This is a genomic window from Streptosporangium sp. NPDC050284, from assembly GCF_044459525.1.
Taxonomy (GTDB): domain Bacteria; phylum Actinomycetota; class Actinomycetes; order Streptosporangiales; family Streptosporangiaceae; genus Streptosporangium.
Window position 1 is genome coordinate 253,324 of record NZ_JBITIZ010000012.1, and the last position, 23,699, is coordinate 277,022.

At 68.7% G+C, this 23,699-nt stretch carries 25 protein-coding genes; 13 read left to right on the top strand and 12 right to left on the bottom strand.

Annotated elements, in window-relative coordinates:
* Nucleotides 1-53 precede the first annotated feature (53 nt).
* Nucleotides 54-971, top strand: a complete 918-nt coding sequence (locus ACIBH4_RS27465; RefSeq protein ID WP_362768166.1) for an aminoglycoside phosphotransferase family protein — start codon at nt 54-56, stop codon at nt 969-971.
* A 31-nt stretch (nt 972-1,002) separates the two neighbouring features.
* Here ACIBH4_RS27465 and ACIBH4_RS27470 read toward each other — a convergent pair whose 3' ends face one another.
* The gene (locus ACIBH4_RS27470) at nt 1,003-1,275 is read right to left on the bottom strand and encodes an AbrB/MazE/SpoVT family DNA-binding domain-containing protein (protein ID WP_362501689.1); all 273 of its coding nucleotides are present in this window, start codon (nt 1,273-1,275) and stop codon (nt 1,003-1,005) included.
* Nucleotides 1,276-1,432: 157 nt separating this feature from the next.
* Here ACIBH4_RS27470 and ACIBH4_RS27475 point away from each other — a divergent pair, with 157 nt between their 5' ends.
* The gene (locus ACIBH4_RS27475) at nt 1,433-2,584 is read left to right on the top strand and encodes an HNH endonuclease (protein WP_362501691.1); all 1,152 of its coding nucleotides are present in this window, start codon (nt 1,433-1,435) and stop codon (nt 2,582-2,584) included.
* A 391-nt stretch (nt 2,585-2,975) separates the two neighbouring features.
* Here ACIBH4_RS27475 and ACIBH4_RS27480 read toward each other — a convergent pair whose 3' ends face one another.
* The 4 genes from ACIBH4_RS27480 to ACIBH4_RS27495 all read right to left on the bottom strand — a co-directional run bounded on the left by ACIBH4_RS27480 (nt 2,976) and on the right by ACIBH4_RS27495 (nt 4,772).
* Entirely contained in the window at nt 2,976-3,152 is a 177-nt protein-coding gene (locus tag ACIBH4_RS27480) for a hypothetical protein (protein WP_362501699.1), read from the bottom strand.
* A 170-nt stretch (nt 3,153-3,322) separates the two neighbouring features.
* Entirely contained in the window at nt 3,323-3,829 is a 507-nt protein-coding gene (locus ACIBH4_RS27485; protein WP_362768163.1) for a GNAT family N-acetyltransferase, read from the bottom strand.
* Between the two features lie 230 nt (nt 3,830-4,059).
* Complete coding sequence (locus tag ACIBH4_RS27490) at nt 4,060-4,473, bottom strand: hypothetical protein (protein ID WP_362501703.1); 414 nt, start codon at nt 4,471-4,473, stop codon at nt 4,060-4,062.
* Nucleotides 4,474-4,541: 68 nt separating this feature from the next.
* Entirely contained in the window at nt 4,542-4,772 is a 231-nt protein-coding gene (locus ACIBH4_RS27495; RefSeq protein ID WP_362501705.1) for a DUF397 domain-containing protein, read from the bottom strand.
* Nucleotides 4,773-4,923: 151 nt separating this feature from the next.
* Between ACIBH4_RS27495 and ACIBH4_RS27500 the strand changes: the two genes are divergently transcribed.
* The 3 genes from ACIBH4_RS27500 to ACIBH4_RS27510 are packed head-to-tail and all read left to right on the top strand — an operon-like array spanning nt 4,924 to nt 6,480.
* Entirely contained in the window at nt 4,924-5,130 is a 207-nt protein-coding gene (locus ACIBH4_RS27500; RefSeq protein WP_362501707.1) for a hypothetical protein, read from the top strand.
* Nucleotides 5,127-5,642, top strand: coding sequence for a DUF6879 family protein (locus tag ACIBH4_RS27505; RefSeq protein WP_362501709.1), 516 nt, complete (start codon nt 5,127-5,129; stop codon nt 5,640-5,642). Before ACIBH4_RS27500 ends, ACIBH4_RS27505 begins: the two co-directional genes overlap by 4 nt.
* The gene (locus ACIBH4_RS27510; protein WP_362768160.1) at nt 5,623-6,480 is read left to right on the top strand and encodes a helix-turn-helix transcriptional regulator; all 858 of its coding nucleotides are present in this window, start codon (nt 5,623-5,625) and stop codon (nt 6,478-6,480) included. The genes ACIBH4_RS27505 and ACIBH4_RS27510 overlap by 20 nt, the downstream gene beginning before the upstream one ends.
* 582 nt (nt 6,481-7,062) lie before the next feature.
* Here the strand turns inward: ACIBH4_RS27510 and ACIBH4_RS27515 are convergent.
* A complete protein-coding gene (locus ACIBH4_RS27515; RefSeq protein WP_362768157.1) occupies nt 7,063-7,557 on the bottom strand; it encodes an ATP-binding protein in 495 nt (164 codons plus the stop codon).
* Nucleotides 7,558-7,881: 324 nt separating this feature from the next.
* On the opposite strand from ACIBH4_RS27515, the gene ACIBH4_RS27520 reads away from it, so the two are divergent.
* Nucleotides 7,882-8,739 (top strand): helix-turn-helix transcriptional regulator, encoded by an 858-nt coding sequence (locus tag ACIBH4_RS27520; protein ID WP_362768154.1) that lies wholly within the window; start codon nt 7,882-7,884, stop codon nt 8,737-8,739.
* Nucleotides 8,736-8,972: a DUF397 domain-containing protein gene (locus ACIBH4_RS27525; RefSeq protein WP_362768152.1), complete on the top strand. Its 237-nt coding sequence runs from the start codon at nt 8,736-8,738 to the stop codon at nt 8,970-8,972. The genes ACIBH4_RS27520 and ACIBH4_RS27525 overlap by 4 nt, the downstream gene beginning before the upstream one ends.
* Before the next feature lie 66 nt (nt 8,973-9,038).
* On the opposite strand, the gene ACIBH4_RS27530 is transcribed toward ACIBH4_RS27525, so the two are convergent.
* On the bottom strand, nt 9,039-9,968 hold the full coding sequence (locus tag ACIBH4_RS27530; RefSeq protein ID WP_362768150.1) for an aminoglycoside phosphotransferase family protein: 930 nt from the start codon (nt 9,966-9,968) through the stop codon (nt 9,039-9,041).
* 109 nt (nt 9,969-10,077) lie between these two features.
* A complete protein-coding gene (locus ACIBH4_RS27535; protein ID WP_362768147.1) occupies nt 10,078-11,046 on the bottom strand; it encodes a hypothetical protein in 969 nt (322 codons plus the stop codon).
* A 197-nt stretch (nt 11,047-11,243) separates the two neighbouring features.
* Between ACIBH4_RS27535 and ACIBH4_RS27540 the strand changes: the two genes are divergently transcribed.
* Nucleotides 11,244-11,540: a nucleoside triphosphate pyrophosphohydrolase gene (locus tag ACIBH4_RS27540; protein ID WP_362768144.1), complete on the top strand. Its 297-nt coding sequence runs from the start codon at nt 11,244-11,246 to the stop codon at nt 11,538-11,540.
* A 54-nt stretch (nt 11,541-11,594) separates the two neighbouring features.
* Here ACIBH4_RS27540 and ACIBH4_RS27545 read toward each other — a convergent pair whose 3' ends face one another.
* The gene (locus tag ACIBH4_RS27545) at nt 11,595-12,794 is read right to left on the bottom strand and encodes an SMI1/KNR4 family protein (RefSeq protein WP_362768141.1); all 1,200 of its coding nucleotides are present in this window, start codon (nt 12,792-12,794) and stop codon (nt 11,595-11,597) included.
* A 231-nt stretch (nt 12,795-13,025) separates the two neighbouring features.
* Here ACIBH4_RS27545 and ACIBH4_RS27550 point away from each other — a divergent pair, with 231 nt between their 5' ends.
* Nucleotides 13,026-14,000, top strand: a complete 975-nt coding sequence (locus tag ACIBH4_RS27550) for a GNAT family N-acetyltransferase (RefSeq protein WP_362501737.1) — start codon at nt 13,026-13,028, stop codon at nt 13,998-14,000.
* A 170-nt stretch (nt 14,001-14,170) separates the two neighbouring features.
* Nucleotides 14,171-15,277 carry a CapA family protein gene (locus tag ACIBH4_RS27555; protein ID WP_362768138.1) on the top strand — a complete coding sequence of 369 codons (1,107 nt, stop codon included), beginning with the start codon at nt 14,171-14,173 and terminating at the stop codon, nt 15,275-15,277.
* 267 nt (nt 15,278-15,544) lie between these two features.
* Here the strand turns inward: ACIBH4_RS27555 and ACIBH4_RS27560 are convergent, their stop codons facing one another.
* A complete protein-coding gene (locus ACIBH4_RS27560) occupies nt 15,545-17,590 on the bottom strand; it encodes a hypothetical protein (RefSeq protein ID WP_362501741.1) in 2,046 nt (681 codons plus the stop codon).
* Nucleotides 17,591-17,791: 201 nt separating this feature from the next.
* Here ACIBH4_RS27560 and ACIBH4_RS27565 point away from each other — a divergent pair, with 201 nt between their 5' ends.
* Nucleotides 17,792-20,932, top strand: coding sequence for a BTAD domain-containing putative transcriptional regulator (locus ACIBH4_RS27565; RefSeq protein ID WP_362768136.1), 3,141 nt, complete (start codon nt 17,792-17,794; stop codon nt 20,930-20,932).
* Here ACIBH4_RS27565 and ACIBH4_RS27570 read toward each other — a convergent pair.
* Together ACIBH4_RS27570 and ACIBH4_RS27575 are read right to left on the bottom strand one after the other, a co-directional pair.
* The gene (locus ACIBH4_RS27570; protein WP_362501745.1) at nt 20,914-21,723 is read right to left on the bottom strand and encodes an ABC transporter permease; all 810 of its coding nucleotides are present in this window, start codon (nt 21,721-21,723) and stop codon (nt 20,914-20,916) included. The genes ACIBH4_RS27565 and ACIBH4_RS27570 overlap by 19 nt on opposite strands.
* On the bottom strand, nt 21,720-22,673 hold the full coding sequence (locus ACIBH4_RS27575) for an ATP-binding cassette domain-containing protein (RefSeq protein WP_362768133.1): 954 nt from the start codon (nt 22,671-22,673) through the stop codon (nt 21,720-21,722). Before ACIBH4_RS27575 ends, ACIBH4_RS27570 begins: the two co-directional genes overlap by 4 nt.
* Nucleotides 22,674-22,846: 173 nt before the next feature.
* Between ACIBH4_RS27575 and ACIBH4_RS27580 the strand changes: the two genes are divergently transcribed.
* Entirely contained in the window at nt 22,847-22,969 is a 123-nt protein-coding gene (locus tag ACIBH4_RS27580) for a hypothetical protein (protein WP_350944302.1), read from the top strand.
* 161 nt (nt 22,970-23,130) lie between these two features.
* Complete coding sequence (locus ACIBH4_RS27585; RefSeq protein ID WP_399173080.1) at nt 23,131-23,619, top strand: cupin domain-containing protein; 489 nt, start codon at nt 23,131-23,133, stop codon at nt 23,617-23,619.
* The last annotated feature ends 80 nt before the right edge of the window (nt 23,620-23,699 follow it).

Sequence of the window (23,699 nt, forward strand, 5' to 3'; positions counted from 1 at the left end):
CAGCTCAGAAGTGACCTGACCCTGCGAACGGGGTCCGGCTACTGTTGCCTCGCATGACGCACACCGAGATCGAGATCACCGCGGAACTGGTGCGGGACCTGCTGCGCGACCAGCACCCCGACCTGGCCGATCACCCTGTGCGGCTCGGCGCGCGTGGCTGGGACAACCAGCTCTGGCGGCTCGGCGACGACCTTGCCGTCCGGTTGCCCTGGGCGACGCGGTCCGCGGACGCGCTGCTGCGCAAGGAATACACCTGGCTGCCCGCTCTCGCCCCTCGCCTTCCGCTGCCGGTTCCCGTCCCGCAGCGCCTCGGCGAGCCCTCCGCACGATTTCCGCGCCCCTGGATCGTCACCACCTGGGTGCCTGGCACACCGGCCGACCGCGCTCCCGTCGCACGCGCCGCGGAGGCGGCCACCGCCCTGGCCGCCTTCCTGACCGCCCTTCACCAACCCGCCCCCGAACAGGCGCCCGCCGGCCGGTTCCGCGGAGGGCCGCTGGCCGACCACTCCGAGGGCGTTTCCACCCAGCTCGCCTCGGCCACCGAGCTGGGGCTCATTCCCGACCCGGACGCCGTCCGCGCGGTCTGGGAAGACGCCGTCGCCGCACCCGGCTGGGCCGGACCGGCACTATGGCTTCACGGTGACCTGCATCCGGCCAACATCCTCACCGAGGACGGCACCATCTGCGGCGTGATCGACTTCGGTGACCTCTGCGCGGGCGACCCGGCCTGTGACCTCGCCGCCGCCTGGATCCTGCTGCCGGACGAAGCGGTCGACCGCTTCCACGCCGCCTACCGGCCGACCCCGGACGCCGCGACTCTGCGCCGCGCCCGCGGATGGGCGGTGGGCCGCGCCCTGGCGGGCATCCTCATCGGAGACGCCGGCGTCCACGGCCGCCCAGGCGGCAAGCCCACCTGGGGCCCACCCGCCCACGCCTCACTACGACGCCTCATCGCAACGGCCCATCGCTGATCAACCGCTCGCTACGCCCTGTCGGCACCCGTCACCTCCAGCTCGCGCGGCTCGCCTCGACATCCATGGACTCGGTGAAGCCCGGGATGACACCGGTCACCCCGTCGAGGCGGCTGCGGTGTCGCCGGATGACGATGTGCCCACCCTCTTCGGCGATGTCCACCAGGTCTCCCGGATGAAGGCCGAGCGTGCGCAGGACCGCCGCAGGCAGGGTCACCTGGTTCCTGCTGGAGATGCGTACCGGTCCCGTACGCCTGGCACGGGTCCGCTCGCCGTGATCCATGCCCTTTGCTTCAGCCGTCACAAGTAAAGCCTGAACTCTGTCGCCCATGGTGTGCGGTCAATTTCAGGAAGTCACCGCTGTCGATGCAGAGGATTTCGGTCAACGCTGCGGCTGACCTTAAGTCCGGTTTCGCCTGAAATCAGCAGCGGTTCCGACGACGTCCGCATAGGCTTGTGGGGTGGCGCTTTCCGAACTTCGACGGGAGATGGTGCTCGACGCCATCGACGAATTCGACAAGCTGGGCCGCGACGCCTTTCTCAAGGAGTACGGCTACCGGCCCGCCCTCGGTTACTTCCTCGTGTATGACGGCAAGCGGTACGACTCCAAGGCGATCGCCGGAGTCGCGTACCGGGGAGTCAGCGGTACGCCCCTGCATCCCGGGGAGTTCTCCGGTGGGAACGCAACCGTTGCCAAGGTGCTCGGCGGCCTGGGCTTTGAGGTGACGAAACCGGGGCAGACTGCCGAAGTGCCCTCCGTCGAAGACCTCTTACAGAAGGTCGACTCGCTCAAACCCTCCGTTTCTCCCGCGACCGGTGCGCGGAAACGGCATCAGCCGTTGACCCTGCTCTGGGCGATCGGCCGCGCGGCCCAGGGCAAGCCACGCCTGCGGCGGTGGGAGAGCACCTACCGCGAACTCGGGCGGCTCATCGAGGAGTTCGGTCTCGAAGAGGACCGGCCCAACCCGGAGTTCCCCGTGCTGTGGCTTCACCACCACGGTCTCTGGGACCTGCCGGGCCACGCCGACATACCGGCTGCCAGTGGTCGGCACGCGCAGCAGTGGATGAAAGAGCACGAGCCGGACAGCGGCCTGCTGCCATGGGCGTACGAGATCGTCACCGACCGGGAGGACGTTCGTGCCCAGATCGTCGTGAGGCTGCTCAGCGCGTACTTCCACGGCGTCGACCACAACAGGCTTCTCGCGCGGGTCGGACTCGACGCGGTGTCCTCTCCGGCCAGCCGCCGCGAGATGATCGTGGAGCGCATCATCCGCGACTCCCTGCTCTCCGAGCAGATCAAGGGCGCGCACGACTTCCACTGCCAGATCTGCGGCGACCGGCTCGCCCTCCACCGGGGCTTCTACGCCGAGGGTGCCCATATCCGCCCGCTCGGAAAGCCGCACAACGGCCCCGACGAGCCCGGCAACCTGCTCTGCCTCTGCCCCAACCACCACGTCCTGCTGGACCGAGGGATGATCACCATCCAGGCGGACCTTACGGCGAAGGACACGGTGTCCGGCGCCTCGCTCGGCCGTCTCCGAGTCGTCCAGAACCACGAGATCAGCCAGGATCACCTCGACTACCACCGGCAGAACATCGCCAAGCAGAGCTGAGCCGAGGCCCTTCTCTTCCAGACCTATTCGGAGGCGAAGGACACCGTCTCTGTGGACGTGGACCGTCTGTAGTCCTAGCCTGCAACGCTGTGAGAATCGCCGCCCGGGTGCCCGCACACCGCCAACGTCGGAACAACCCGTGGACCGTCTGCCATGGACCGTACTCATCGGGCATGTCCCGCTACGGCGCACCCGTCCGTATCCTCCAGCGCACGCTATTGATGAGTCGCCACTTCGGCATACGGTCGGACGTTCCCGCCCGACCGTACCCGGTAGCAGCGGCCTCAGCGCCGCCCACTGCTCATCTGTCAGATCCCCGCGACCCGCACGATGAGGATCTCAGCCGCAGGTCACACGAAGATCAATCTATGAAACAGCCCCAGCGGCCGGATCAGCGACAGTGGTGCGGGTGGGTGTCGCAGTCGATGGGGTCGAGGTCGGGATAAATCGACCAAACACTCCCGTGGTCAAGGGTCGCAGCTGCTGCGGGACCGGCGCCGATGAGCTGCGCGGCACCGATTGCGAAGAACGCGGCCATGATCATTGCGGCTGTGCGCTTTTTGTTCATGTGAATCTCCTTTGTCGTCGGACACGAACCATGATCCTCAGCCGACCTTGTGGATCAGTTGTGAGTCACTGGCAGGACTTGGTTGCCTCGGACAGGAGACGCAGGTCACGCAATGTGTCGCCCGCCAGTGGCCGACCTGCACAGCAGTGGATGAAGGAACAGCCGACCGTTTAACGCGCTGGAAGCTGGGCCGAGGGGGTGGAACTGGCGAGTTCCTTGATGAACGCCCGGTTGATGGCCGGGTCGCGGCCGTTGACGTAGCGGGCGGCGGGTTGGTAGCCGATGCCGGTGTAGAGGGCGAGAGCTGCGGTGTTGCGTACGCCGGTTTCCAGGATGGAGCGCTGTGCCCCACTCTGTGCGGCGTGGTTTTCGAGGGTGGTCAGGATGCGTTCGCCCAGGCCCAGGCCGCGTAGGCGTGGGACGGTGTACATCTTCTTGATCTCGATGGTGCGGGTGTGTTCGTCGAAGGTGCGGTAGCCGCCGCAGGTTACCGGGACGGTGTTGAGGTAGCCGACCAGGAACAGGCCGTGGGGTGGGGTGTAGGAGGCGGGGTCGGCTTCGAAGGGGTCGGCGTAGCCGTAGCGCTCCTGCTGGTCGTCGAAGAGGGCGCGGACCAGGCGGGTGGCGTCCGGGTGGTCGTAAGGATGGGGGCGGATGAGGAAACGGGTGGCAATCATGTCTGGGCCAGTGCGGTTTCGAGGCGGGGGAGGAGTGAAGCGACTGCCGGGGAGCGGCTGCGACGGGCGAAGGCTGGGCGCAGGCGGCGTAGGTAGGTGAGTGCGCGGATCGACTGGACCTCGTCGAGTCGGGTGAGCGCGGCCTGGCCCGTTTCTTCTTTGCCTATAGTCTCCGTGACACGGGCTGCGGCGGGAAGCTAAACCCGTGTTGATCCCGCCAATGTCAGTTACTACTGACCTGCCGGACATTTGTAGTCGGGGGCGTGCTTGTTCGGGCAGCAGATAACCCCTATCGAAACAAAGCGCTCCCCTTTGAGATGGAATCCCCACTGGATATCGGTGCCACCGGGGAGTACCTCCGTCGCTCCCAGATGTCGGTGCGCTCGGCCGATCTTCGCCTCTTGATCGGGGAGATGGAACGAGGGGCAAGCGATGTCGTACTGGTCAACGAGCCAGGTCGCGGCGTCGTTGGCCTGGTCGAACGAGATGACGATGCGGTTGCGCGGTTTGAGTAGCCAGTCGCACAATCTCATCGGCGGAAGGGGGGAAGATCGAAATTCCGGATGAAACGGTCTGCGGATGCCTTCGCCGTTTAAGTATGGCGCTGCCTGGCCTGTCCATGTATATCCGTGAAAATGATGCACTGGTCCTCTCCCTATACAACTAACGGCCTTGCCTGTGGCACCACAGGCAAGGCCGTATTGTGGTGGTGCTAGATCAGGCTGCCGATTCCGTCGCGCAAAGCAGCCAACTCGGCACCGTCGAACAAGAGAGTCCCCGCTCCGGGGTTCTTGCTGTCGCGCAGGGCGAAGACACCGTCACCGACGACGGCCATCTCCGGGCACGCCTCTCCCTCGCCGTCGTCGTCGTTCGACCCGCCGCAAGGGATGCGGGTGAACTCTGCGGTGGACAGGTCCGTTCTTCCGTACAGGTCGGGTGCCATGAGCACACCTCCGTGTGATGGGATCGTTTCGCTCCGACGTTAGGGATCGGCTGACAAGCCGGTCCACGAAGGTTGAAGATGTTGCGTGAGGGAGCCACGACCGCCTCAGAGGTCCGCAACATTCCGCACTATGAGAGTGGGGGAGCCGATCATGCGTCTAACGTTCGTAGGTAAAGATCCCGAGAGTAACCCGACCGGATCGCCAACCGTCTACCGAACCGACCGTGGTAGCTGGGTGGTCCAGGGCTGGGTTGTCACCGACCCGGAAACCCTCGCCCAGATGGACATCCCCGAGGGGGAGGTCGCCTGTGAGATCCCCGATCGAATGCTTCAGTTCTTCGCGCCGGCAGGCTCATGAATATCTCTGACGACGCGTTCGAGGAGCTGTTGGTCGGCTTCGAGCACAGCGCTGTCCACCTGGAGATGCGGGATGCCTACGGCACTGCGGTGGAGTTGCCCTACATGGCCAAGTGGGCGGCTGGAGAACCCGATGACCTGGAGTGGCTGCAGGGCTGGTGCTCCACACTGCGCGAACACGCGAAAACCGGCAAGACGATACGAAGGGCACGTATCGTCTCGGAGCCCTTAAGTGACTATCAGCGCTGGTCGTACAGCATTGCTCATCCGATGGTCGAAGCCGGCGAGGACATCCGCTGGGTTCCTCGACGTCTGGTCTCGTCGGTCCCCCTACCGGGCAACGACTTCTACCTGTTCGACGACCGCCTGACGGTGTTCCTCCACTACGCTGGCAACGGCCTGGGAGAAGCGAAGGTGGCGTCTACCGATCCGGGCCACATAGCACTATGCAAGAGCGCTTTTGAGACCGTCTGGAAATTCGCGATCCCCCACAGTGAGTACACGCCAACTTAGCCCCGCCCGGCAGGCCGCCGAAGCTCTCGGGCGGCGCCTTCGTGAGATTCGTACGAGCGCCAACCTCACCGGCCGTGCCCTGGCGGCCGAAGCGGGCTGGCACTACACCAAGGTCAGTCGCTTGGAGCACGGCGGCAAGACCCCCACTGAGGAAGAGCTCCGGATCTGGTGTCGAATCTGCGACACCGAGGACCAGACCCCGGATCTGATCGCCACCCTTCGGTCGATCCAGTCCATGTACCAGGAGTTCCGGCGTCAGACGCATGCCGGGATGAAGCGCCTGATGCAGGTGCATGTTCCCCTGTACGAGCAGACTTCGCTGTTTCGGATCTATGAGCACAACGTGATCCCCGGCCTGTTTCAGACGGCCGACTACGCAGCCGCGATGCTCTCGTTCTGGATCTCGTTTCTCGAAACCCCGAACGACCTGGAAGCCTCCGTGACCGCCCGCATGGAGCGTCAGCGGATCATCTACCAGGCGGGCAAGCACTTCAGCGTGCTCATCGAGGAGCAGTCCCTGCGGACGTGGTTCGGTACGGCCGAAGTGCAGGCCGGACAACTCGACCGCCTGCTCACCGTCATGTCGTTGCCAACGGTCTCGCTCGGCATCATCCCCATGATGATCGAGTGGCCCTGTGTGTCCTCCACCGGCTTCTGGATCTTCGATGACGAACTGGTGTGCCTGGAGACACCGACCGCGAACATCGAAGTGACTCGCCCTTCCGAGGTCAAGTTGTACTTGCGCATGTTCGGTCACCTCGCGAGCGTCGCCGTCCATGGGAAGGCCGCGCGCCACATCATCACGTCAGTTGCCCAGGAGTTGTCTTCCGCGAAATAGCGCAACACTCCGCAACTTATCGGTCTGAGAGGGGCTGCTTCCACGTCGGCGTCAGTGCTCCCGGGAAAGTGTTGTGCCGTCCCTTCGGCCTTTTCTATCTGGGGTCTTTGCTCCCTTGGTCGTGCACGTCATTCATCTGGGCCAGTAGGTCCTGGACGTTTCTGGCTTCGATGGGGCCGGGGGCATTGGGGAGCCAGGTCGGGAAGGCCCAGTAACGGCGGGCCCAGCGGCGCCAGAGGATGACCCATCCGGGATGACGAGCTTCCAGGTCGTGGGCCAGGTCGGTGGCATTGTCCCTACTCGCCGCAGGTCCCGGATCGAGGAGGTGGGATACGGGGTCCGCTCCGCGGCGGCGGCGGCCTCGGGAGCGGACGGGGTCGTTTGCTGGTACGACCATGAGAACCGGTGCTTTCCGTCGTGGTGGGAGTGGAAAGGCCGGCGTCCCGGACGGGGGTGGGATCGGGTCCGTGGACGCCGGCCTCTGGGTACGGCCCACGCTCGGCAGGGGGGAGTGGTGGGCGTGGGCCGGCTCCGGGGTCAGGGGGATCGGGGGACGATCCTGGCTGCCCGGAGGTCTGGAAGTCAGGGTTGGTGGGGTCGGGTGGGGAGGTCGAACCAGACGGCGGTGCCGAGTTGGCCGGTGCCGCACAGCCGGGTCCATTGGGTGCCGCAGTGGCCGTGGGTGAGTTCGGTGACGATGCGTAGGCCTCGGCCGCCGGGTTCGAGGTCGTCGAGGTGTTCGGGGACGGCCGGTGGGCGGCGTAGGAGGTGGTCGATGAGGGTGGTTCCTGCTCCGGCGTCGACGACTTCGGCGCGGACGGGCAGGTTGTGGTCGTGCAGGAGGCGTAGTTCGTAGGGGGCGGGGGCGTAACGGGTGGCGTTGGTGACGAGTTCGGAGACGACGATCTCCAGGTCGTCGAGCACGTCGAGGTCCGGGAGCAGCTTGGCCAGCTGGTCGCGGAACAGCTCCCGGGCACGGCGGGCGGCGTTGCCAAGAGGCAGGCACCAGGCGGTCATCCGGAAGCGGTTGTGAGGTCTGCCGTACTCGCCGGGGTCCGGAACGCGCTCGATGAGCATCGTTGCTCCTAACGGGGGAGACTGGGGGCAGGCCGACAGGTGCTCGGCGGGTTCGCTTGGTTTCGCCCCGGTGGGAAAGCCTGAGATCGACGGTGCTTCCAGGACCGGTGGCGCATAAGGGATATCTCCACGAAGGCATGCGGAGAGAGCCAGCGGTCATGTCTTTCTGTGACTGCATGAACACTCAAAGCTGTCACGCATTGATGATGCAGCGGAAGCTCCCTCCAGGCAAGTCATTCTCAGAAGAAAGTCTTTCCTCTGAGGAGGATGGCGTTTCCTCAAGCTGTTTCGAGCACTACGCTCCCCACGAGGAAGGAGGTGGCCATGCCCGTCGAACCCACCCCGCGACGTCGGCGCCTGGGTGCGGAACTCAGACGCATCCGTGAAGCCCTCGGCTGGACCCAGGAGGAAGCGGCCGGCCACCTCGGCTACCAGTCCCTCTCAACGGTCAGTAAGATCGAGAACGGACTGCAGGGGCTCAAGATCCAGCAGCTTCCCCACTTCTTCGAGGTCTTCGGCATCACCGACCTCGCCCTGCGGGAAGAACTCCGCGACCTCGTACGCCGGGCCGGCGAAGCCGACTGGTGGCAGCGCTACGGAGGCGTGGTCGACGACCCGCTTGGCGACTACCTCTCCCAGGTGGAGAGCGCCAGCGGTCTGTTCGTCTTCAACCCTCTCGCCGTCCACGGCCTGCTCCAGACCCCGGAATACGCCCGCGCGGTGACCGAAGGCAGCAGGGTCTGGAAAACCTCCGAAGACATCGACCACTTCGTAGCGCTACGGCTGGAACATCAGCGCACCATGCTGGAGCGCCGACCCCCGCTGAAGATCTGGACAGTCCTCCCTGAAGGGCTGCTGCGGCAGGAAGTCGGCGGGCGATCTTGCATGCGAGCCCAGATCGAGCACCTGATCCACCTCGCCCGTACCAACCCTGCCGTCACCGTCCAGGTCCTGCCGTTCTCCGCCGGAGCGCACGCGGGAATGGACGGCCCCTTCATGCTGATGTCCTTTCCCGCAGGCCGCGACCTCGTGTGTGTCGAGTCCCTGCGCGCCTCCCTGCATCTGAACGAGCCCGAGACCGTCGAGCTCTACCGCACTGCCAGCGACCTGCTGAAGTCCGATGCCCTGTCACCGAAGGCATCGCTACCGCTGCTCACCATGATTGCTAAGGACCTCTCGTGAACAAGAACAGCCTTGACGCCGCCTGGATCGAGACTCAGCTTCGTAACGCCCGCTGGCAGACCAGCAGCCTCAGCAGTGGCGGCACCAACTGCGTCCAGATCGCCTTCTTGGATGGAGGCATCGTGGCCCTGCGCGACTCCAAGAACCCGGAGAAGGCCCCACACCTGTTCACCGACGCCGAGTACGACGCCTTCACCGGCGGCATCGAACGCGGCGAACTCCGACGTCCCTGAACTTTCCAGCCCCACTTGGACGAGACGGGCGGCGGATTTCTCTCTGTGCCAGCAGATGACGACGGCTCAACAGGGCTGCCAATCTCTTCGGTCGGCACCGGTCCTCAACGTCCGGATCCGCTTGCGCACCTCTGCGGCGGCCTGTTCGTCCTGATCTGCCTTCTGGCTGAGCCAGGTGACCATGAGGAACTCCCGAATGTCGCCCAGGACCCGGTAGCCGGGCCAGCGCATCACGTCGAAGCTGTAAGCCTGGGTATAGGCGTCGTACTCCTGGGCGGTGTGCCAGCCGAAGCGGTCGTAGTAGACCGCGGTGAGGACGAGATCCCACTCGCGAGGCCCCAGTGCGAAGCCGTCCAGGTCGAGCAGCACCGGGCGGCCGGTACGGTCGCGGATGACGTTGCCCACGCTCGAGTCCCCGTGGATCACGCCCTGGGGAAGCTCGAAGCTCAGCGCCGCGTACTCCTCACGGAGTTGGACCAGTCGCTCGCGGAGGAACGAGGAGTCCTGAGGGCTGAACCAGTCGTTGCCCGCGATCCGTTGCTCCACCCGCGCGAAGGGTTCCAGCGAAGGGAGCCGAAGTCCCGCCGGTGCCTTCATCGTGTGGAGCCTGGCGAGCAGGGTGCCCAGCTCAGCGGGCGAGGCATGGTCCTCGATCTCGGAGATCGACTCCCAGAACGTGACAACGCGCCCGTTCACGATGAGAGGCTGATCGAGGGGGAGCGCGCGGACGGAGGGAAAACCTTCGGTGGCCAGCCAGTCGGCTACCGCGACTTTCTTTCGGGCGTCATCCGCGTACGTCGTCGTTCGGCCGATGCGTGCGATTACGGGCGAGGCCAGGCGGTAGACCGTGTTCTCTCCGAGTCGGATCAGCCGGGCGTTCGATGGATCGAGCCCGACTCGTGCGCATGCCCGCAGAAGCGTGATCCTGGTGCTCTCAAGGGTGAAGGGAGACCCGGGGCGATCAGCGGGCGGTACAACCGTTCGACTCTCGGTCATGAAACGAACGCTATCCCCTGCGTCAGGGATCTACTCCAGCTCTCACAGCAGGAAGCTGTCCAGAACCGGGTTGCCTCCAGAAAAGGGGCTGCCGGCGAGACGGAGCGATTCAAAGGAGGTCACGTACGTGTTGGATGAACGTGAACCATTGGCCTGGTTTGGCTCCTTTGTATCCGTTGTGCTCCAAGGTCAACTTAAGGGTTTTTCTGAGTGGGTGCGGTGACTGCATGATGGCTTCGTTTCGCTGCGCCAGCCTGACCATTTCCGCTGGAGTGGGCGGCCGGTTGCTCTTTTGGCCGTTACACCATGCGTGCGTGGGGGCCAGGTTCCAGACCGCGTCCAGGTCTGGTGCCGTGCCTCTGCCTCTGGGGCGGAGAAGCCTCATGAACGAGTAAGGGAACACGTGGTCGACGGCGACGGCGTCGATGTCCGTAGTGATGAGTTCCGCGCAGATCATGCAGAGACCGTGCTGGAAGCCGATGACCGCGTCGGTGACGCCGGTGACCGATCGGCGGCGCTGCCTGTCGGTGATCTGCAGGGTGGTCATGTCCACGGCGACACCTTCATCGATCAGGCTGCGGCCGATCCCAGCGGCGAAGGACGTCTCCACGATGTTCCAGCGGGCTGACAGTTCACCTCGCAAGGTTGGGGCCTGCTCCGACCGGGCGATGTCGCGGAGCTCCTTGCTCAGCCGGACGATCTGTTCGTGGGAGCGGCCCGTCACCTCGTAGAAGCGGTGCGGCACCTCGGCTCCTTCGCCGCGCAGGTTGTGGAACTTCTGCATCACCATCCCGGTCATGGACGGCATGGCCGCAGCCAGAAGTTCATCGGTGGGACTCCCGAGCCTGAGCGACTCCGCTGCCTCTCGTTCGGCTACCGAGAGGAAATCCTTCCCTCCTCGTTCGTCCTTCTGGGATGCCTGTGGTGCCTGGCCGAGATGCCGTACCAATCCCATCGCGTACGGCGCCGCCAGATCCCGGAGCAGAATCTCCGGTCGGCCTTCGGCGGCAGCGTCCAGGAGGGCGGCGCCGAGGGCGAATTTGTAGGTGCGACTGTTCGCCCCTATCAGCACGGCCATGCGCCATGAGGAGCGTGGGCTCTGTTCCCAATGGGATAAATCCATGCACCGTCACCCTTGGTGTGTATTTGCCGAAATGCAGACTATTTTCACAGCTCGGGTGGGCGGGTGCGCACGACAGAGAAGGCCGGGTAGTCTCTGGGCTTTCCGAAGGGAGTCGTACGTACGCGAAGGGGTGCTCTGAGGTGGGGAAACTTGTGCGGGACAGGATTCCGGAGATCATTCGCGCACACGGCAGAGAACCGGTGGTGACCGTGCTCGGTGAGGCGGACTACCGGGCGGCCCTGCTGGAGAAGCTGTTCGAGGAGGCGGCGGAGCTGCGCGAGGCACCGGCAGCCGGGGTGGCGGAGGAGATCGCCGACGTGCTCGAAGTGCTACGGGCCATCGCCGCGTTGCACGGGCACGAGTGGGCGGACATCGAGAAGATCGCGGATGTCAAGCGGGCCGAACGGGGGGCTTTCATCGGGCGGATCTACCTCGAAGGGGGAGGGTGACTCGCCGAAGACGACATCACGGATCGCACGGCCGGGGACTGTCGTCGAAGTCCGTCAGCCGATGACGATCGCGTCGAAGCGGGGTGCGGCGGTGGCGTGTCCCCAGCGGCGGCACTCCCAGGCCAGGCGCCGGGCGCGGAGCCGTAGGGCGACGGGGGTGCGGTCGGCGGGACGCGGGTGGCCCGCCGACCGGACTCCTGTCCCGAGCGGGGCGTCGGCGTGCAGGACCTCCTCGGCGGCCGAGGGGTCACCGGCCAGTACCCGAAGGAGGGCGCGGCGTACGTAGCCGAAGTCGTCGTTGGGGCAGCGCGCGATGTGCTCCTCGGTCGCCGTGTGCGCGTCGCCCAGCCGATTCTGTGTCAGAAGCAGCTCAACGCGCAGGCGGTGCAGCCACGACCTGTCGTACGACCAGCCGTTTCGCGGGATCGCGTGTTCCACGGTGGTCAGGGCGTCGGTGATCCTGCCTTCCTCGCGCAGGAGTACGGCCTCGGCGAGTGCGAGGCGCACCGCTTCGTGGTCTCCTTCGGCACCGGCCGCGCGGGCCTGGGCGAGGAGGTCGCGGGCGTCGCCGTCGCGGCGTTCGTACAGGGCGAGGTAGGCGCGGCGGACCAGTCGCGGGACCTTCACCTCCGGCCGCTCGTCACCGTCGGCGAGCGGCGGCGGGAGAAGGCTGAGCAACCGCCGGTCCACGCTCCAGCCGGTTTCGTCGCGCACGGTGGCCGCGATCCGCTCGTTCAGCACCTCGCGCAGCGAAGCCTCCAGCCAGTCGTGGTACCACGCGCCGAACGACTCGGCCTGCGGGGCGAGCGCCTCGCCGACGCATGTCCAGTCGCCCCAGACCTGGCCCGCTGCGAGGCCGTTGACGACGAGGTGGGAGCGGTAGCCGCAGCCGTGCTCGGAGATCGGCAGCAGTCCCTCGAAGGCGGCTTCCATGGCGTCGTCGTAGCCCTCGTCGTCCGTGGGCGGCTCCCACTCCTCCGTGAAAGGGAACGGGCCGAGCCGCGTCCAGGAGTCGTCCGGCCGCACCCCGTGCACCCCGTAGTACGGGCCGGCGCCGCCGTTGCCGAGCCGGGTCAGAAACGTGCGGTAGTCGGCGGGAAAGCGCACCCCGATCCGCGTCTCGACAGACTCCAGCGTGGCCTGGTCGAGCGGAGGCTTGAGCTGGTAACGGTGCTCGCGGGCACCGAAGAGGTCGAGGTCCGTGTCGTACTCGCGGAGCGCGTCGAGGCCGCGCCGGATGACGTCCAGATCCACAGCGGCACCCTACCCGGAGGCGGCTCGAATACGGCCGGGCCCCGGTGACGGCTGTCCGTGGGCGCGGTTGCTCGAAGACGGGTCACCGCGGGCGTCTGGGCGGAGGTTCTCCATGCTCGATCCACCCGGAGTACGGAGAATCCCGAGCACGGGAGGGTGCCACTCGGCCGCGGGGAGGCGGCGGGAAAACGGGTGGCCGGAGAAAGTGGCCTGCTTCTACGCTCGGTAGCCATGACCTTCGAGTGGGTTCCGCTGACCAAAGACGACCTTGAGGCGTGGGCGGAGTTGCTGGCGGCGATCGACGAGGTCGATCAGGTCGGGGGGAGGGTCGATGCGGACGACCTCGCCGAGGAGCTCGCCAACCCGCTGCTCGATCCCGTCGAGGGCACGCTGGCGGCGTGGGAGTCCGGCCGGCTGGTCGCGTACGGGATGACCATGAGCCGGGCCACGGCTCAGCCGGTGCATCGGATGAGCATGTGGGGCGGGGTGCGTCCGGAGTATCGGCGCCGGGGGCTGGGCAGGCACCTGCTGGAGTGGGCGATCGGCAACACGCCGGTGCTGCACGAGCGGCGGTTCCCCGGGCAGCCGCTCGAACTCCATGTCGAGGTGGACAGCCGCAACGAGGGCCTGCGGGCGCTGGCCTCCAAGGCGGGGATGGAGCCGGCCCGGTGGTTCTACGGGATGGTCCGCGACCTGGGGGCCGAGCTACCGGAGGTCTCGCCGCCGGACGGGCTCCGGATCGTCACCTACCGGGATGACCTGGAGGACGCGGTCCTCCAGGTGCGCAACCGCTCGTTCGTCGACCACTGGGGGAGTGTCCAGCACACGGCGGAGTCCTGGCGGAACACCCTGGTCGGGGTGAAGGTGTTCCGGCCGGAGAGCTCCTTCGTCGCGCTGGACGCGGCGGGGGAGAGCGTGGGTGTGCTGCTCACCCATTATTTCGAGGCCGACACCGAGGCGACCGGGGTCCGCGAGGCGTGGATTCAGATCATCGGCACCCTGCGCGAGTGGCGGGGCCGGGGGGTGGCGAGTGCGCTGCTCGCGCACGCGCTGCACGCCTTCCGCGCGCAGGGGTACGACAAGGCCGGGCTGGGGGTGGACGCCGACAATCCGACCGGGGCCTTCGGCATCTACACCCGCGCCGGGTTCGGGATCGAACGTCGTTCGATCGAGTACACGCTTCCGCTGGGTCCGGCGGTGACGTGATCCGCATACGGGCTTTTGTCGGTGTCCGCGTTTCCCGCCGCGGCCGCTGGGGCGGCCCCGTGAGCCGGGTGCGGGGCTTGGCACGTCCCGGCCGTCCTTTTCCGCCGGAACGGTGTGCGAGTCGGCGGTACGTCCGTGACCGGCGGGCGAGGGCCGCCTAGCCTGGAGGTGTGCGTACCGATCCGGTGACGTTGTTCCTCGGTGGGGACGTCATGCTCGGCCGCGGCGTCGATCAGATCCTTCCTCATCCGGGTGACCCGACGCTGCGGGAGGAGTATGTCCAGGACGCCATGACCTACGTTGATCTCGCGGAGGCGGCGAACGGCCGGATTCCCTGGCCGGTCGGCTTCTCCTGGCCGTGGGGGGATGCCCTGCGGGTGCTGGCGGAGGTCGCGCCGGAGGTCCGGGTGGTGAACCTGGAGACGAGCGTCACCCGGAGCGACGACTTCGCGGCGGGGAAGGCCGTGAACTACCGGATGAGTCCGGCCAACCTTCCCTGCCTGGCGGTCGCCCGGCCCGATGCCTGCGTGCTGGCGAACAACCACGTCATGGACTTCGGCCGACGGGGGCTGGAGGAGACGCTCGACGTCCTCGCCGGGGCGGGGCTGCGGTCGGTGGGGGCCGGCCGGGAGGTGGGCGAGGCGAGGCGACCGGCGGTCGTCCCCGCGGAGGGGGGAGGGCGGGTCCTGGTCTTCGCCTGCGGGACGGAGTCCAGTGGTGTCCCGCCGGAATGGGCGGCGGCGCCGGACCGGGCCGGGGTCGATTTCGTGCCCGAGCTGTCGGAGGCCGCCGCGGCCGAGCTGGCCGACCGGGTACGGCGGGTCAAGCGTCCCGGTGACGTCGTGGTGGTCTCCATCCACTGGGGTTCCAACTGGGGCTACCACGTCCCTCGGGAGCAGACACGCTTCGCGCACCGGCTGGTCGACGGCGGGGTCGACGTGGTGCACGGGCACTCCTCGCACCATCCCCGGCCTGTCGAGGTCTACCGGGATCGGCTCATCCTGTACGGCTGCGGTGACCTCGTCGACGACTACGAGGGCATCGCCGGCTACGAGGAGTACCGGGACGATCTGCGGCTGCTGTACTTCGCGTCGGTGGAGCCCGGTTCGGGCCACCTGACCGGTCTGCGGATGGTGCCCCTGCGGGCCCGCCGGATGCGGCTCCAGCACGCCTCGGAGGAGGACTCCGAATGGCTGCGGGGGGTTCTCGACCGGGTCAGCCGGAACTTCGGGTCACGCGTCGGCCTCGAACCGGACGGCACGCTCGTGCTGCGGTGAAGGTGAGCGAGACATCGGGAGTGCCCCGGGTGCCTGGGGTGACCGTGGACGGTGTCCGGTCGTGCGGTCGGGACGGTCTCTGAGAACACGGAGGCGGGACGCTGACCGCTCCGTTGATCGTGCCGCCGGTCACCACCAGGGACGTGCCCGCCAAGACGGTCACCCCGCCGTTGATCCGGGCGTCGTTCAGGCGGGTGACGCCGGAGCGGACAACGAGCGTCCCGTTCCTGGTGCCGGTGACCGTGGTGGTGCAGGCGGGGCGGGGAGTCAGTGGCGGCGTTTCCCGCCGCGGCCGTTGGGGCGGCCCCGTGAACCGGGCGCCGGGCTGGGCACGAGCCGCAGCCGGGCGCTCCTGGCCAGCATCGGCTCGTACACCAGCACGCGCAGCTCCTCCAGCGCCTCCCGCGCGGGGTGCCCGGAATCCAGCACCTCCGCGACGAACTCCGGCGCGTCCCTGCCCGCCGACTCGCGGAGCTGCTCCACGACGGCCTCGGGGCCGCCCAGCTCCAGCAGGATGACCATCCCCTCGGCGAGGAGCAGCGAGTGCTCGCGGGCGGTGAGATCCTCGGGGCCCAGCTCTCCTGTCTCCAGGAGGGCGGTGAGGACGAGGGGGCCCAGCGCCGGGTCGTGCCGGAGGCTCGCCCGTATCGACCGGCCCTCAGGGAGCGACTCCGCCAGGACGGAGAGCATGGCGGAGGCGCGGGTGCGGAAGGGGCAGGCGCGGATGGCGTCCAGAAGCGGCTCGACGTCACCTCCGTGCGCCGCCAGCCAGCCTTCGAGCTCGGCGAGCGCCGTCTCCTGGGTGTAGTGCTGGGCGATCACCCCCAGCAGCTCGCCCGCCTCGACGTCCACCAGCTCCCCGATGAGGGGAGCGTCCCGGCCGTCGGCGAGCAGCCGCTCGCGGACGGCTCGGGTGCCCAGGGGCGTCAGCCATACCAGCGGGCCGGGCTCCGCGAGGCGCGTCAGGAGCCGGGCGCACGCCTCGGGCGGCAACGGCAGGTCCTCCTCGGTGAGCTCGCCGATCCCCTCGACGAAGCCGGGACGCAGGTCGCTGGAGTACAGCTCGTCGGGCACGCCGTGGCTCGTCTCGACGGCGCCGAGGCGGGAAAGGACGTCGAACACCCCGAGGAGATCCTCGTCGACCCGACGGCGCCAGACCTCCTGACGAGAGCCGTTCTCCGCGAAGTCGAGCAGGAAGTATTCCTGGCAGGCGAGCCATACGGTCTCCTGCAGCCGGGCGACGGGGATCGGGGCCGGCAGGCTGTACATGGTGTTCAGCACGTCGGGCAGCAGCTCGTCGAACGCCGTGACGAGCATCGAGAAGCCGGACTCCCCGGAGTTGGGTGCGCAGATCGCGGTGCCCAGCTCGAAGACCGCCTCGAACGCGCGCAGCCACAGCGCCTCCGGGTCACGCAGGAGCGGGGCGGCCTTGGCCACCGGGACCAGGCGATCCTTGCGCACTCGTACCAGGCGCGCTTTCTTCGCCCACGCCAGCAGGAGGCTCACCCGGGGCGTCTGCGCGGAGTCGTGCGCCCGCTGATCCCGTTCCCCGGTGCCCAGCAGCTCCGCCAGCTCTCGGACGTCGGCTGCCCGTAGGTCTCCGGTCTTGGTGAGAGGGCGCCCCTCCTTCCCCACCCAGCCGGTCAGGGCGGTCAGCTGCCGTACGATCTCGCTCCTCGCGGCGTCGGCGGCGAGCTCGGCGGCGGGAGGGAGGGCGATGGGACACTGGGAGAAGGCCCGATCGTCGTCGGGTCCCGCGCCGCCGAACTCGGCCTGGAGAAGCGCTTCGATCACGTCGGCGTCGAACTGTATCCGGCCGCTGCTGACATCGCGCTGGAAGCGGGCCATCTCCTTTTCGTCGTCGAGGACGAAGCCGTTGTCGAGGGCGGTCTGCGCCCAGAGCCTCCCGATGCCCTGCCGGGCCGGGTCGGCGAGCGCCGCGGGAAACTCCGCCTCGGCCTCGGCCACGGCCGCCTCCAGCTCGGCGAGGGAGGCGCCCCGGGGGTCGCGCAGGCCGGACGCGGTGAGGTAGCGCAGGAGGGTGAGCAGGTTCTCCGGCGCGGCGGCGAGGGTCTCGCGCTCGGCCGCGAGGTGCCGGGGGATCCATTCCAGGAGGAAACGCCGCACCTGTCGCGTGTCCCAGTAGGCGAGCCGCCCGTCACGGCTGCGGTGGCGCGCGTCCAGGACAGCCGCGAGCATCGCCTCGTCGGCCCGCGTGCCGCGCTCGTCCGCCCAGGCGAGGCAGCGACGGACCAGCAGGTCCTTGGCCGACTCGAACTCCTCGGTCTCCTCCGGATCGAAATGCGTCCGCACCGTGAACCCCCCACTCCCGTTGCCGTCGGCCTCCCCACCCCGAAAGGGCCGGGCTCGCGGCTCCGCGCCGTCGATCGTGCCATTATCGCTGACAGATCGGAATCTCGACGGTACGGAGAGTAAGGGGCGGGTCGGCGAGCGTGCGCGGCGCCGTGGAAACGCAGGAGCCGTGGCGTCCCGGGGCGTGGCACAGTTGGCTCCATGCGCGTGGGCATCCTGGGTCCGCTGGAGGTGGCGGCTGCCGGTGAGAGCGTCGAGATCGGAGGTGTCCGGCTCCGCGTGCTCCTGATCCGGCTGGCGCTGGGAGCGGGACGGGTCGTCACCGCCGACGAGCTGTCGGACGCGCTCTGGCCCCAGGAACAGCCCGCCGACCGCGCCAACGCGGTACGGTCGCTCGTCGCCAGGCTGCGCCGCAGCCTGCCGGACGCCTCGGTGCTGCGGTCGGATCGCGGCGGTTACCGGCTCGAACTGCCCCCCGACGCCGTCGACGCGCACCGGTTCGAGCGGCTGGCGCGGGCGGGGAGGCGCGCACTGAACGGCGGGGACGCGCAGGCCGCCGGATCCCTGCTCGGTGAGGCGCTCGCGCTCTGGCGAGGGCCCGCGCTGGCGGACGCGGCCGGAGCCTCCTTCGCCACGGCGTACGCGGCTGGGCTGGAGGAGGCGCGGCTGGCCGCGATCGAGGACCGGGCCGAGGCGGACCTGGCGTCCGGGCGGCACGCTCACCTGGTGGCCGAGCTCTCCGAGGCGGCGACCCGTCACCCGCTGAGAGAGCGGCTGCAGGGACTGCTGCTGCGGGCGCTGCACGCCCAGGGGCGTCAGGCCGAGGCACTGGCCGGCTACGAGAGGATCCGGCTCCGTCTGGCGGAGGAGCTGGGGGCCGACCCGGGGCCCGAGCTGCGGGAGATTCACCTCGCGCTGCTCCAGGAGGGCCGGGCGGAGCCCGCCCGCCCGCAGAAGGGCAACCTGCGGACCGCGCTGACCAGCTTCGTCGGGCGTACGGCCGAGGTGCGGCGGGTCGGCGCGTCGCTGGCGGAGGGGCGGCTGGTCACGCTGGTCGGTCCCGGCGGGGCGGGCAAGACCCGGCTCGCGACCACCGTCGCCGGAGAGCTCGCCGAGCGGTGGCCCGGTGGGGCCTGGCTGGTGGAACTCGCGGCGGTGACCGACACGGCCGACGTGCCCCAGGCGGTGTTCGGCGCGCTCGGCACCCGGGTGCTCGATCCCCAGGGAGCGCCCAGGGGCACGACGAGCCGCCTGGTCGAGGCGCTCTCGCGCGCCGAGACCCTGATCGTGCTGGACAACTGCGAGCACCTGGTCGAGGCCGTGGCCCACCTGGCGGAAGACCTCCTGGGGCGCTGCCCCGGGCTGCGGGTCCTCGCCACCAGCAGGGAACCCCTCGGGATACTCGGCGAGGTACTGTGCCCGGTCGCCCCGCTCGCGCTGCCCGAGCCGGACGCCTCGGTGCGGCAGGCCGTGACCAGCCCGGCGGTGCGGCTGCTCGCCGAGCGGGCCGCCGCCGTACGACCAGGGTTCGCGGTCACCGAGGAGAACGTCGCGGCCGTGGTGGAGATCTGCCGGCGGCTGGACGGGTTGCCTCTCGCGATCGAGCTGGCCGCCGCGCGGATGCGTTCCCTGACCGCGCCGCAGGTGGCCGAGCGGCTCGGCGACAGGTTCCGGCTGCTGACCGGCGGCAGCCGTACCGCCCTGCCCCGTCATCGGACGTTGCGCGCGGTCGTCGACTGGAGCTGGGACCTGCTCGGTGACGAGCGCCGGTTCGCCGAGCGGCTCGCGGTGTTTCCCGGCGGGATCTCGGTGGAGGCGGCCGAGCGGGTGTGCGCGGAGCCGGGCACGGCCCTGGACCTGCTCGGCGCGCTGGTGGACAGGTCGCTGCTGCAGGTGGTCGAGGCGCCGCAGCCGCGCTACCGCATGCTGGAGACGATCCGGGAGTACGGGCTGGAGCGGCTCGCGGAGAACGGGGAGATCGCCCGGGTGCGGGCCGCGCACGCGGCGTACTTCCTGGACCTCGCCGAGACGGCCGAACCCTTTCTGCGTGAGGAGCGGCAGCTGGTCTGGCTCGCCGTGCTGGAGACCGAGCACGACAACCTGCTCGCCGCCCTGCACTTCGCCGCCGACGCGGGCGACGCGGACACGGCGGTACGGCTGGCCGCCGCGCTGAGCACCTTCTGGATGATGCGCGAGAACCACGCCGAGGCCGTGGTCCGGCTCCGTCTCGCCCTCGACGTTCCCGGTGAGGTCTCCTCGGAGCGCCGGTCGGTCGCGACCGCCTTCCACCTGATCAACAGGATGCTCTCCGGTGAGCACGAGGGTGTGGAGGACGTCGTCGAGCGGTTCGGGGCGCTGGCCGGGGCCGTTGCTCCCGACACAGAGGATCCGTTCCTCGCCCTGATCGAACCCATCCTCGCGATCTTCACCGACGACGTCGTCCGGGGCGTGGCCGCCGTCGAGCGACAGATGTCGCACCCCCACCCGTGGACCCGCGCGATGCTCTTCATGATCAGGTCGGCGCTCCTGGAGAACGAGGGGGACCAGGTGGGAAGGCGCCGCGACCTGCTCGCCGCCGCCGCCGGGTTCCGCGGCCTGGGGGACCGCTGGGGGCTCGCCCAGGTGCTGAGCTCGCTGGCGGAGGCACACCTGGTCTTCGGCGACTTCGACGAGGCCGTCGAGACGATGGAGGAGGCGATCCGGTTGCTGGGGGAGCTCAACCCCGACGACCACGCCGTGCACCAGCGGATCACGCTCGCCGGTGCGCGGGCGCAGCAGGGCGACGTGGACAGGGCGCGCGCCGAACTTCTGGCCATGACGCGGCCCGGCGAGCGGCGGTGGTCACAGCGGAACGTCGCGTTCGCCCATCTCGCGCTGGGGGACCTCGACCGTCGTGCGGGCGACCTGGACGGGGCGGAGCGGCACTACGAGGCGGCGGCGACCGGCATCGAGGAGATCGGGTTCGTCGCCCCGCAGTTCCGCGCGTTGATCCTGCGGGCGATGGCGCATCTGGCGGTGGACCGCGGTGACCTGGTGGCCGCGGAACGGTGGGTCACCGAGGCGACCGACTGGGCGGTCGAGGGGAAGGACATGCCGGTCCTGGCCCACGTCGGCGTCGCCGCGGCGGCCCTGCGCGCCCACGAGGGCGACCTGGCGGGGGCCGCGGAGACCCTCGGCGTCGCCGAGCGGCTCCGCGGCGCCCCCGACCGGTTCAACCTGGAGATCGCCGGGCTGATCCGGCGGCTCAGGGACGAGCTGGGCGACGCCGCCTACGACGCCGCCCACGCGCGGGGCATGGCCCTCGACCGTGCCGCCGCGCTCGATCAGGTACGGCGCCGGTAGGCGCGGACCGCGAGCGGCGCGAACACCGCGAGGAAGAGCACCGAGGACAGCAGCGTCCACATCACCGGGCCCGTCGCCGACCCGCCCAGCATCAGGGCGCGCGAGGCGTCCATCGCGTGCGCGACCGGGTTGATCTCCACCCAGGTCTGCAGCCAGCCGGGAAGGGTCTCCTTCGGTGCGATCATGCTCGTGCCGAAGGTGAGCGGGAACAGCACCAGGAAGGCCGTCCCCTGCACCCCGCCCGGGCTGCGCATGAGCATCCCGATCAGGACGAACGCCCAGCTCAGGCTGAACGCGAAGAAGACGGTGAGCAGGCACGCGGCGAGCGCGGAGAGCGGGTCGGTCTGAACCCGGAACCCCAGCAGGAGGCCGCAGCCGAGCAGGGAGACGACGGCCACCAGATAGCGCATCAGGTCGCCGAGCACCGAGCCGATCAGCGGTGCGGACCGGCCGATCGGCAGGCTGCGGAACCGGTCGAAGACCCCTTTTTCGATGTCGGTGTTGAGGTTCACCCCGGTGGCCATCCCGGCGAACATCACCGTCTGCACCAGGATGGCGGGAAGCAGGAACTGCAGGTAGTCGTGGGTGGAGCCGGCCACCGCCCCGCCGAGCAGATAGACGTAGATCAGCACGAAGACGATCGGCTGCAGCGTCACGTCGAGTAGTTGCTCGGGGGTGCGCAGTGTCTTGGTCAGGCTCCTCCTGCCGAGCGCGAGGCTGTGTCGTACCAGCCCGAAAGGCCGCTTTCTGAGGGGGGTCGCTGCCTGCGCGCGTTCCACGGTTAGGGTCATGCCGCGTTCTCCTCCTCCTCGGCGTGACGTCCGGTGAGCGTGAAGAAGACCTCGTCCAGGCTGGGCAGCCGGAGGCTGAGCTCGGTGACCGAGATCCGCTCCTGGTCGAGCCGCCGTACGACCTCGGTGAACGCGGTGTCGCTCTCGACCGGAACGGTGATCACGCCCCGGCCCGGCGACTCCGGGGTGCGGCCGACCACCGCGCCGACGAGCGCGGCGGCGTCCGCCAGCCGGGCCGGGTCCGCGGGCCTGACGAGGATCGTCTGCCCGCCCACGACGTGCTTGAGTTCGGCCGGGGTGCCATTCGCGATGACCCGTCCGTGGTCGATGACCGAGATGTTGTCGGCGAGGGCGTCGGCCTCCTCCAGATACTGCGTGGTGAGCAGCACGGTGACCCCGTCGTCGGCCAGCGAGCGGATGACGCTCCACATGTCGTCCCGTTTGGCCGGGTCCAGACCGGTCGTCGGCTCGTCGAGATAGACAACGGAGGGACGGCCGACGAGACCGGCGGCGAGGTCGAGGCGGCGCCGCATGCCCCCCGAGTACGTCTTGGCCGCCCGGCCCCCCGCCTCGGCGAGCCCGAAGTCCTTCAGCAGCTCCGCGGCCCTCGCCTTGGCCTCCCCGCGGCGCAGGTCAAGCAGTTCCCCGATCAGCACGAGGTTCTCCATGCCGGTGAGGTCGTCGTCGACCGACGCGTACTGCCCGGTCAGGCCGATCAGGCGGCGCACCCTGGCGGCGTGCCGTACGACGTCGAGCCCGCCGACCGTGGCGTGTCCCTCGTCGGGTCTGAGCAGGGTGGCCAGTACGCGCACGGCGGTGGTCTTTCCCGCGCCGTTCGGCCCGAGTACGCCGAGGACCGTGCCCTGCGGGGCGGCCAGGTCGACCCCGGCGAGCGCGGTCGTCTTTCCGAAGCGTTTGACGAGTCCTCGCGTCTCGAAGGCGAGGGTCATGAGGTTCTTCCCGGTGGTGTCTTCACCCCACGCACACTGGAGGAGCCGCGTGTCGGCGACGGCACAGATCCGTGTCGGCGAGCCGGTCGGCATGACACGCGGGAGGCGCGTTCCTCGGACGGCCCCGCGTCGGGGGCCGGTTTTCCGAGGTCGTCACCGGGTAGCGCGTTGACATGCGCATCGGAAACACCGAGGTCAGGATCCTGGGCGGCTGGGCCGGCTGCCTGACCATGATCCTCGTCTCCGTACTGCTCTCGATCCTTCTCACGGTCGTGCTGAACCTGTTTCTCCGCTGACCCGCCCACCGTCCGTCGTGGACGTCGCGCCGGATGATCCGCCGACCGGAGTCGGCGGGACCGTTCGCATCGGTTCTCCCCGCCTCGTGTGACACCTTTCGTTCCTTTATCCCCATGTTCTATAGTTTTTTAGAATATTTGCTCACAGGACGGGGAGTGCGATGTCGTATCCGGAAGCTCGTTACCTGGACGAGGCGGGCGAGAGCAGCGGGGTGTTCAGGCCGGCGAGCGCGGGGCCGGATCTGGTGATCGGTGGCACGACGGTGCGCTATCTGGGCACCGGTGCCTCGACGAACGGGCAGTTCGGCCTGTATCGCTGGGACATGGGGCCGAAACCCTCAGGCCCGGCGGCTCACTTCCATCGGACGATCTCCGAGTCCTTCTTCGTGCTGTCGGGGACGGTGCGGCTGTTCGACGGGAGGTCCTGGACCGACGCGACGGCGGGAGACTTCCTGTACGTCCCCGAGGGCGGGGTGCACAGCTTCCGCAACGAGTCCGGCGAACCGGCCTCGATGCTCCTGCTCTTCGCCCCGGGCGCGCCGCGCGAGGCGTATTTTGAGGAACTCGCGGAGATCGCGAGCAGCGGGCGTCGGCTCAGCGACGAGGAGTGGACGGATGTCTACCTGCGCCACGATCAGTACATGGTCTGACGGTGATGGCGGAGTTTCGCGGGGAGCCGATCTACCGGCAGTTGGCGCGGATCGGCAGGACGCTGGCCAGTCCCGTTCGG

Excerpts from the sequence above, each read along its gene's own strand:
- ACIBH4_RS27580 (WP_350944302.1), top strand. The coding sequence starts at position 22,847 with ATGCGCATCGGAAACACCGAGGTCAGGATCCTGGGCGGCTGGGCCGGC.
- ACIBH4_RS27570 (WP_362501745.1), bottom strand. The coding sequence starts at position 21,723 with ATGACCCTAACCGTGGAACGCGCGCAGGCAGCGACCCCCCTCAGAAAG.
- ACIBH4_RS27530 (WP_362768150.1), bottom strand. The coding sequence starts at position 9,968 with ATGACCGAGAGTCGAACGGTTGTACCGCCCGCTGATCGCCCCGGGTCT.
- ACIBH4_RS27550 (WP_362501737.1), top strand. The coding sequence starts at position 13,026 with ATGACCTTCGAGTGGGTTCCGCTGACCAAAGACGACCTTGAGGCGTGG.
- ACIBH4_RS27480 (WP_362501699.1), bottom strand. The coding sequence starts at position 3,152 with ATGAACAAAAAGCGCACAGCCGCAATGATCATGGCCGCGTTCTTCGCA.
- ACIBH4_RS27575 (WP_362768133.1), bottom strand. The coding sequence starts at position 22,673 with ATGACCCTCGCCTTCGAGACGCGAGGACTCGTCAAACGCTTCGGAAAG.
- ACIBH4_RS27500 (WP_362501707.1), top strand. The coding sequence starts at position 4,924 with ATGCGTCTAACGTTCGTAGGTAAAGATCCCGAGAGTAACCCGACCGGA.
- ACIBH4_RS27485 (WP_362768163.1), bottom strand. The coding sequence starts at position 3,829 with ATGATTGCCACCCGTTTCCTCATCCGCCCCCATCCTTACGACCACCCG.
- ACIBH4_RS27465 (WP_362768166.1), top strand. The coding sequence starts at position 54 with ATGACGCACACCGAGATCGAGATCACCGCGGAACTGGTGCGGGACCTG.
- ACIBH4_RS27565 (WP_362768136.1), top strand. The coding sequence starts at position 17,792 with ATGCGCGTGGGCATCCTGGGTCCGCTGGAGGTGGCGGCTGCCGGTGAG.
- ACIBH4_RS27520 (WP_362768154.1), top strand. The coding sequence starts at position 7,882 with ATGCCCGTCGAACCCACCCCGCGACGTCGGCGCCTGGGTGCGGAACTC.
- ACIBH4_RS27535 (WP_362768147.1), bottom strand. The coding sequence starts at position 11,046 with ATGGCCGTGCTGATAGGGGCGAACAGTCGCACCTACAAATTCGCCCTC.
- ACIBH4_RS27585 (WP_399173080.1), top strand. The coding sequence starts at position 23,131 with ATGTCGTATCCGGAAGCTCGTTACCTGGACGAGGCGGGCGAGAGCAGC.
- ACIBH4_RS27505 (WP_362501709.1), top strand. The coding sequence starts at position 5,127 with ATGAATATCTCTGACGACGCGTTCGAGGAGCTGTTGGTCGGCTTCGAG.
- ACIBH4_RS27515 (WP_362768157.1), bottom strand. The coding sequence starts at position 7,557 with ATGCTCATCGAGCGCGTTCCGGACCCCGGCGAGTACGGCAGACCTCAC.
- ACIBH4_RS27495 (WP_362501705.1), bottom strand. The coding sequence starts at position 4,772 with ATGGCACCCGACCTGTACGGAAGAACGGACCTGTCCACCGCAGAGTTC.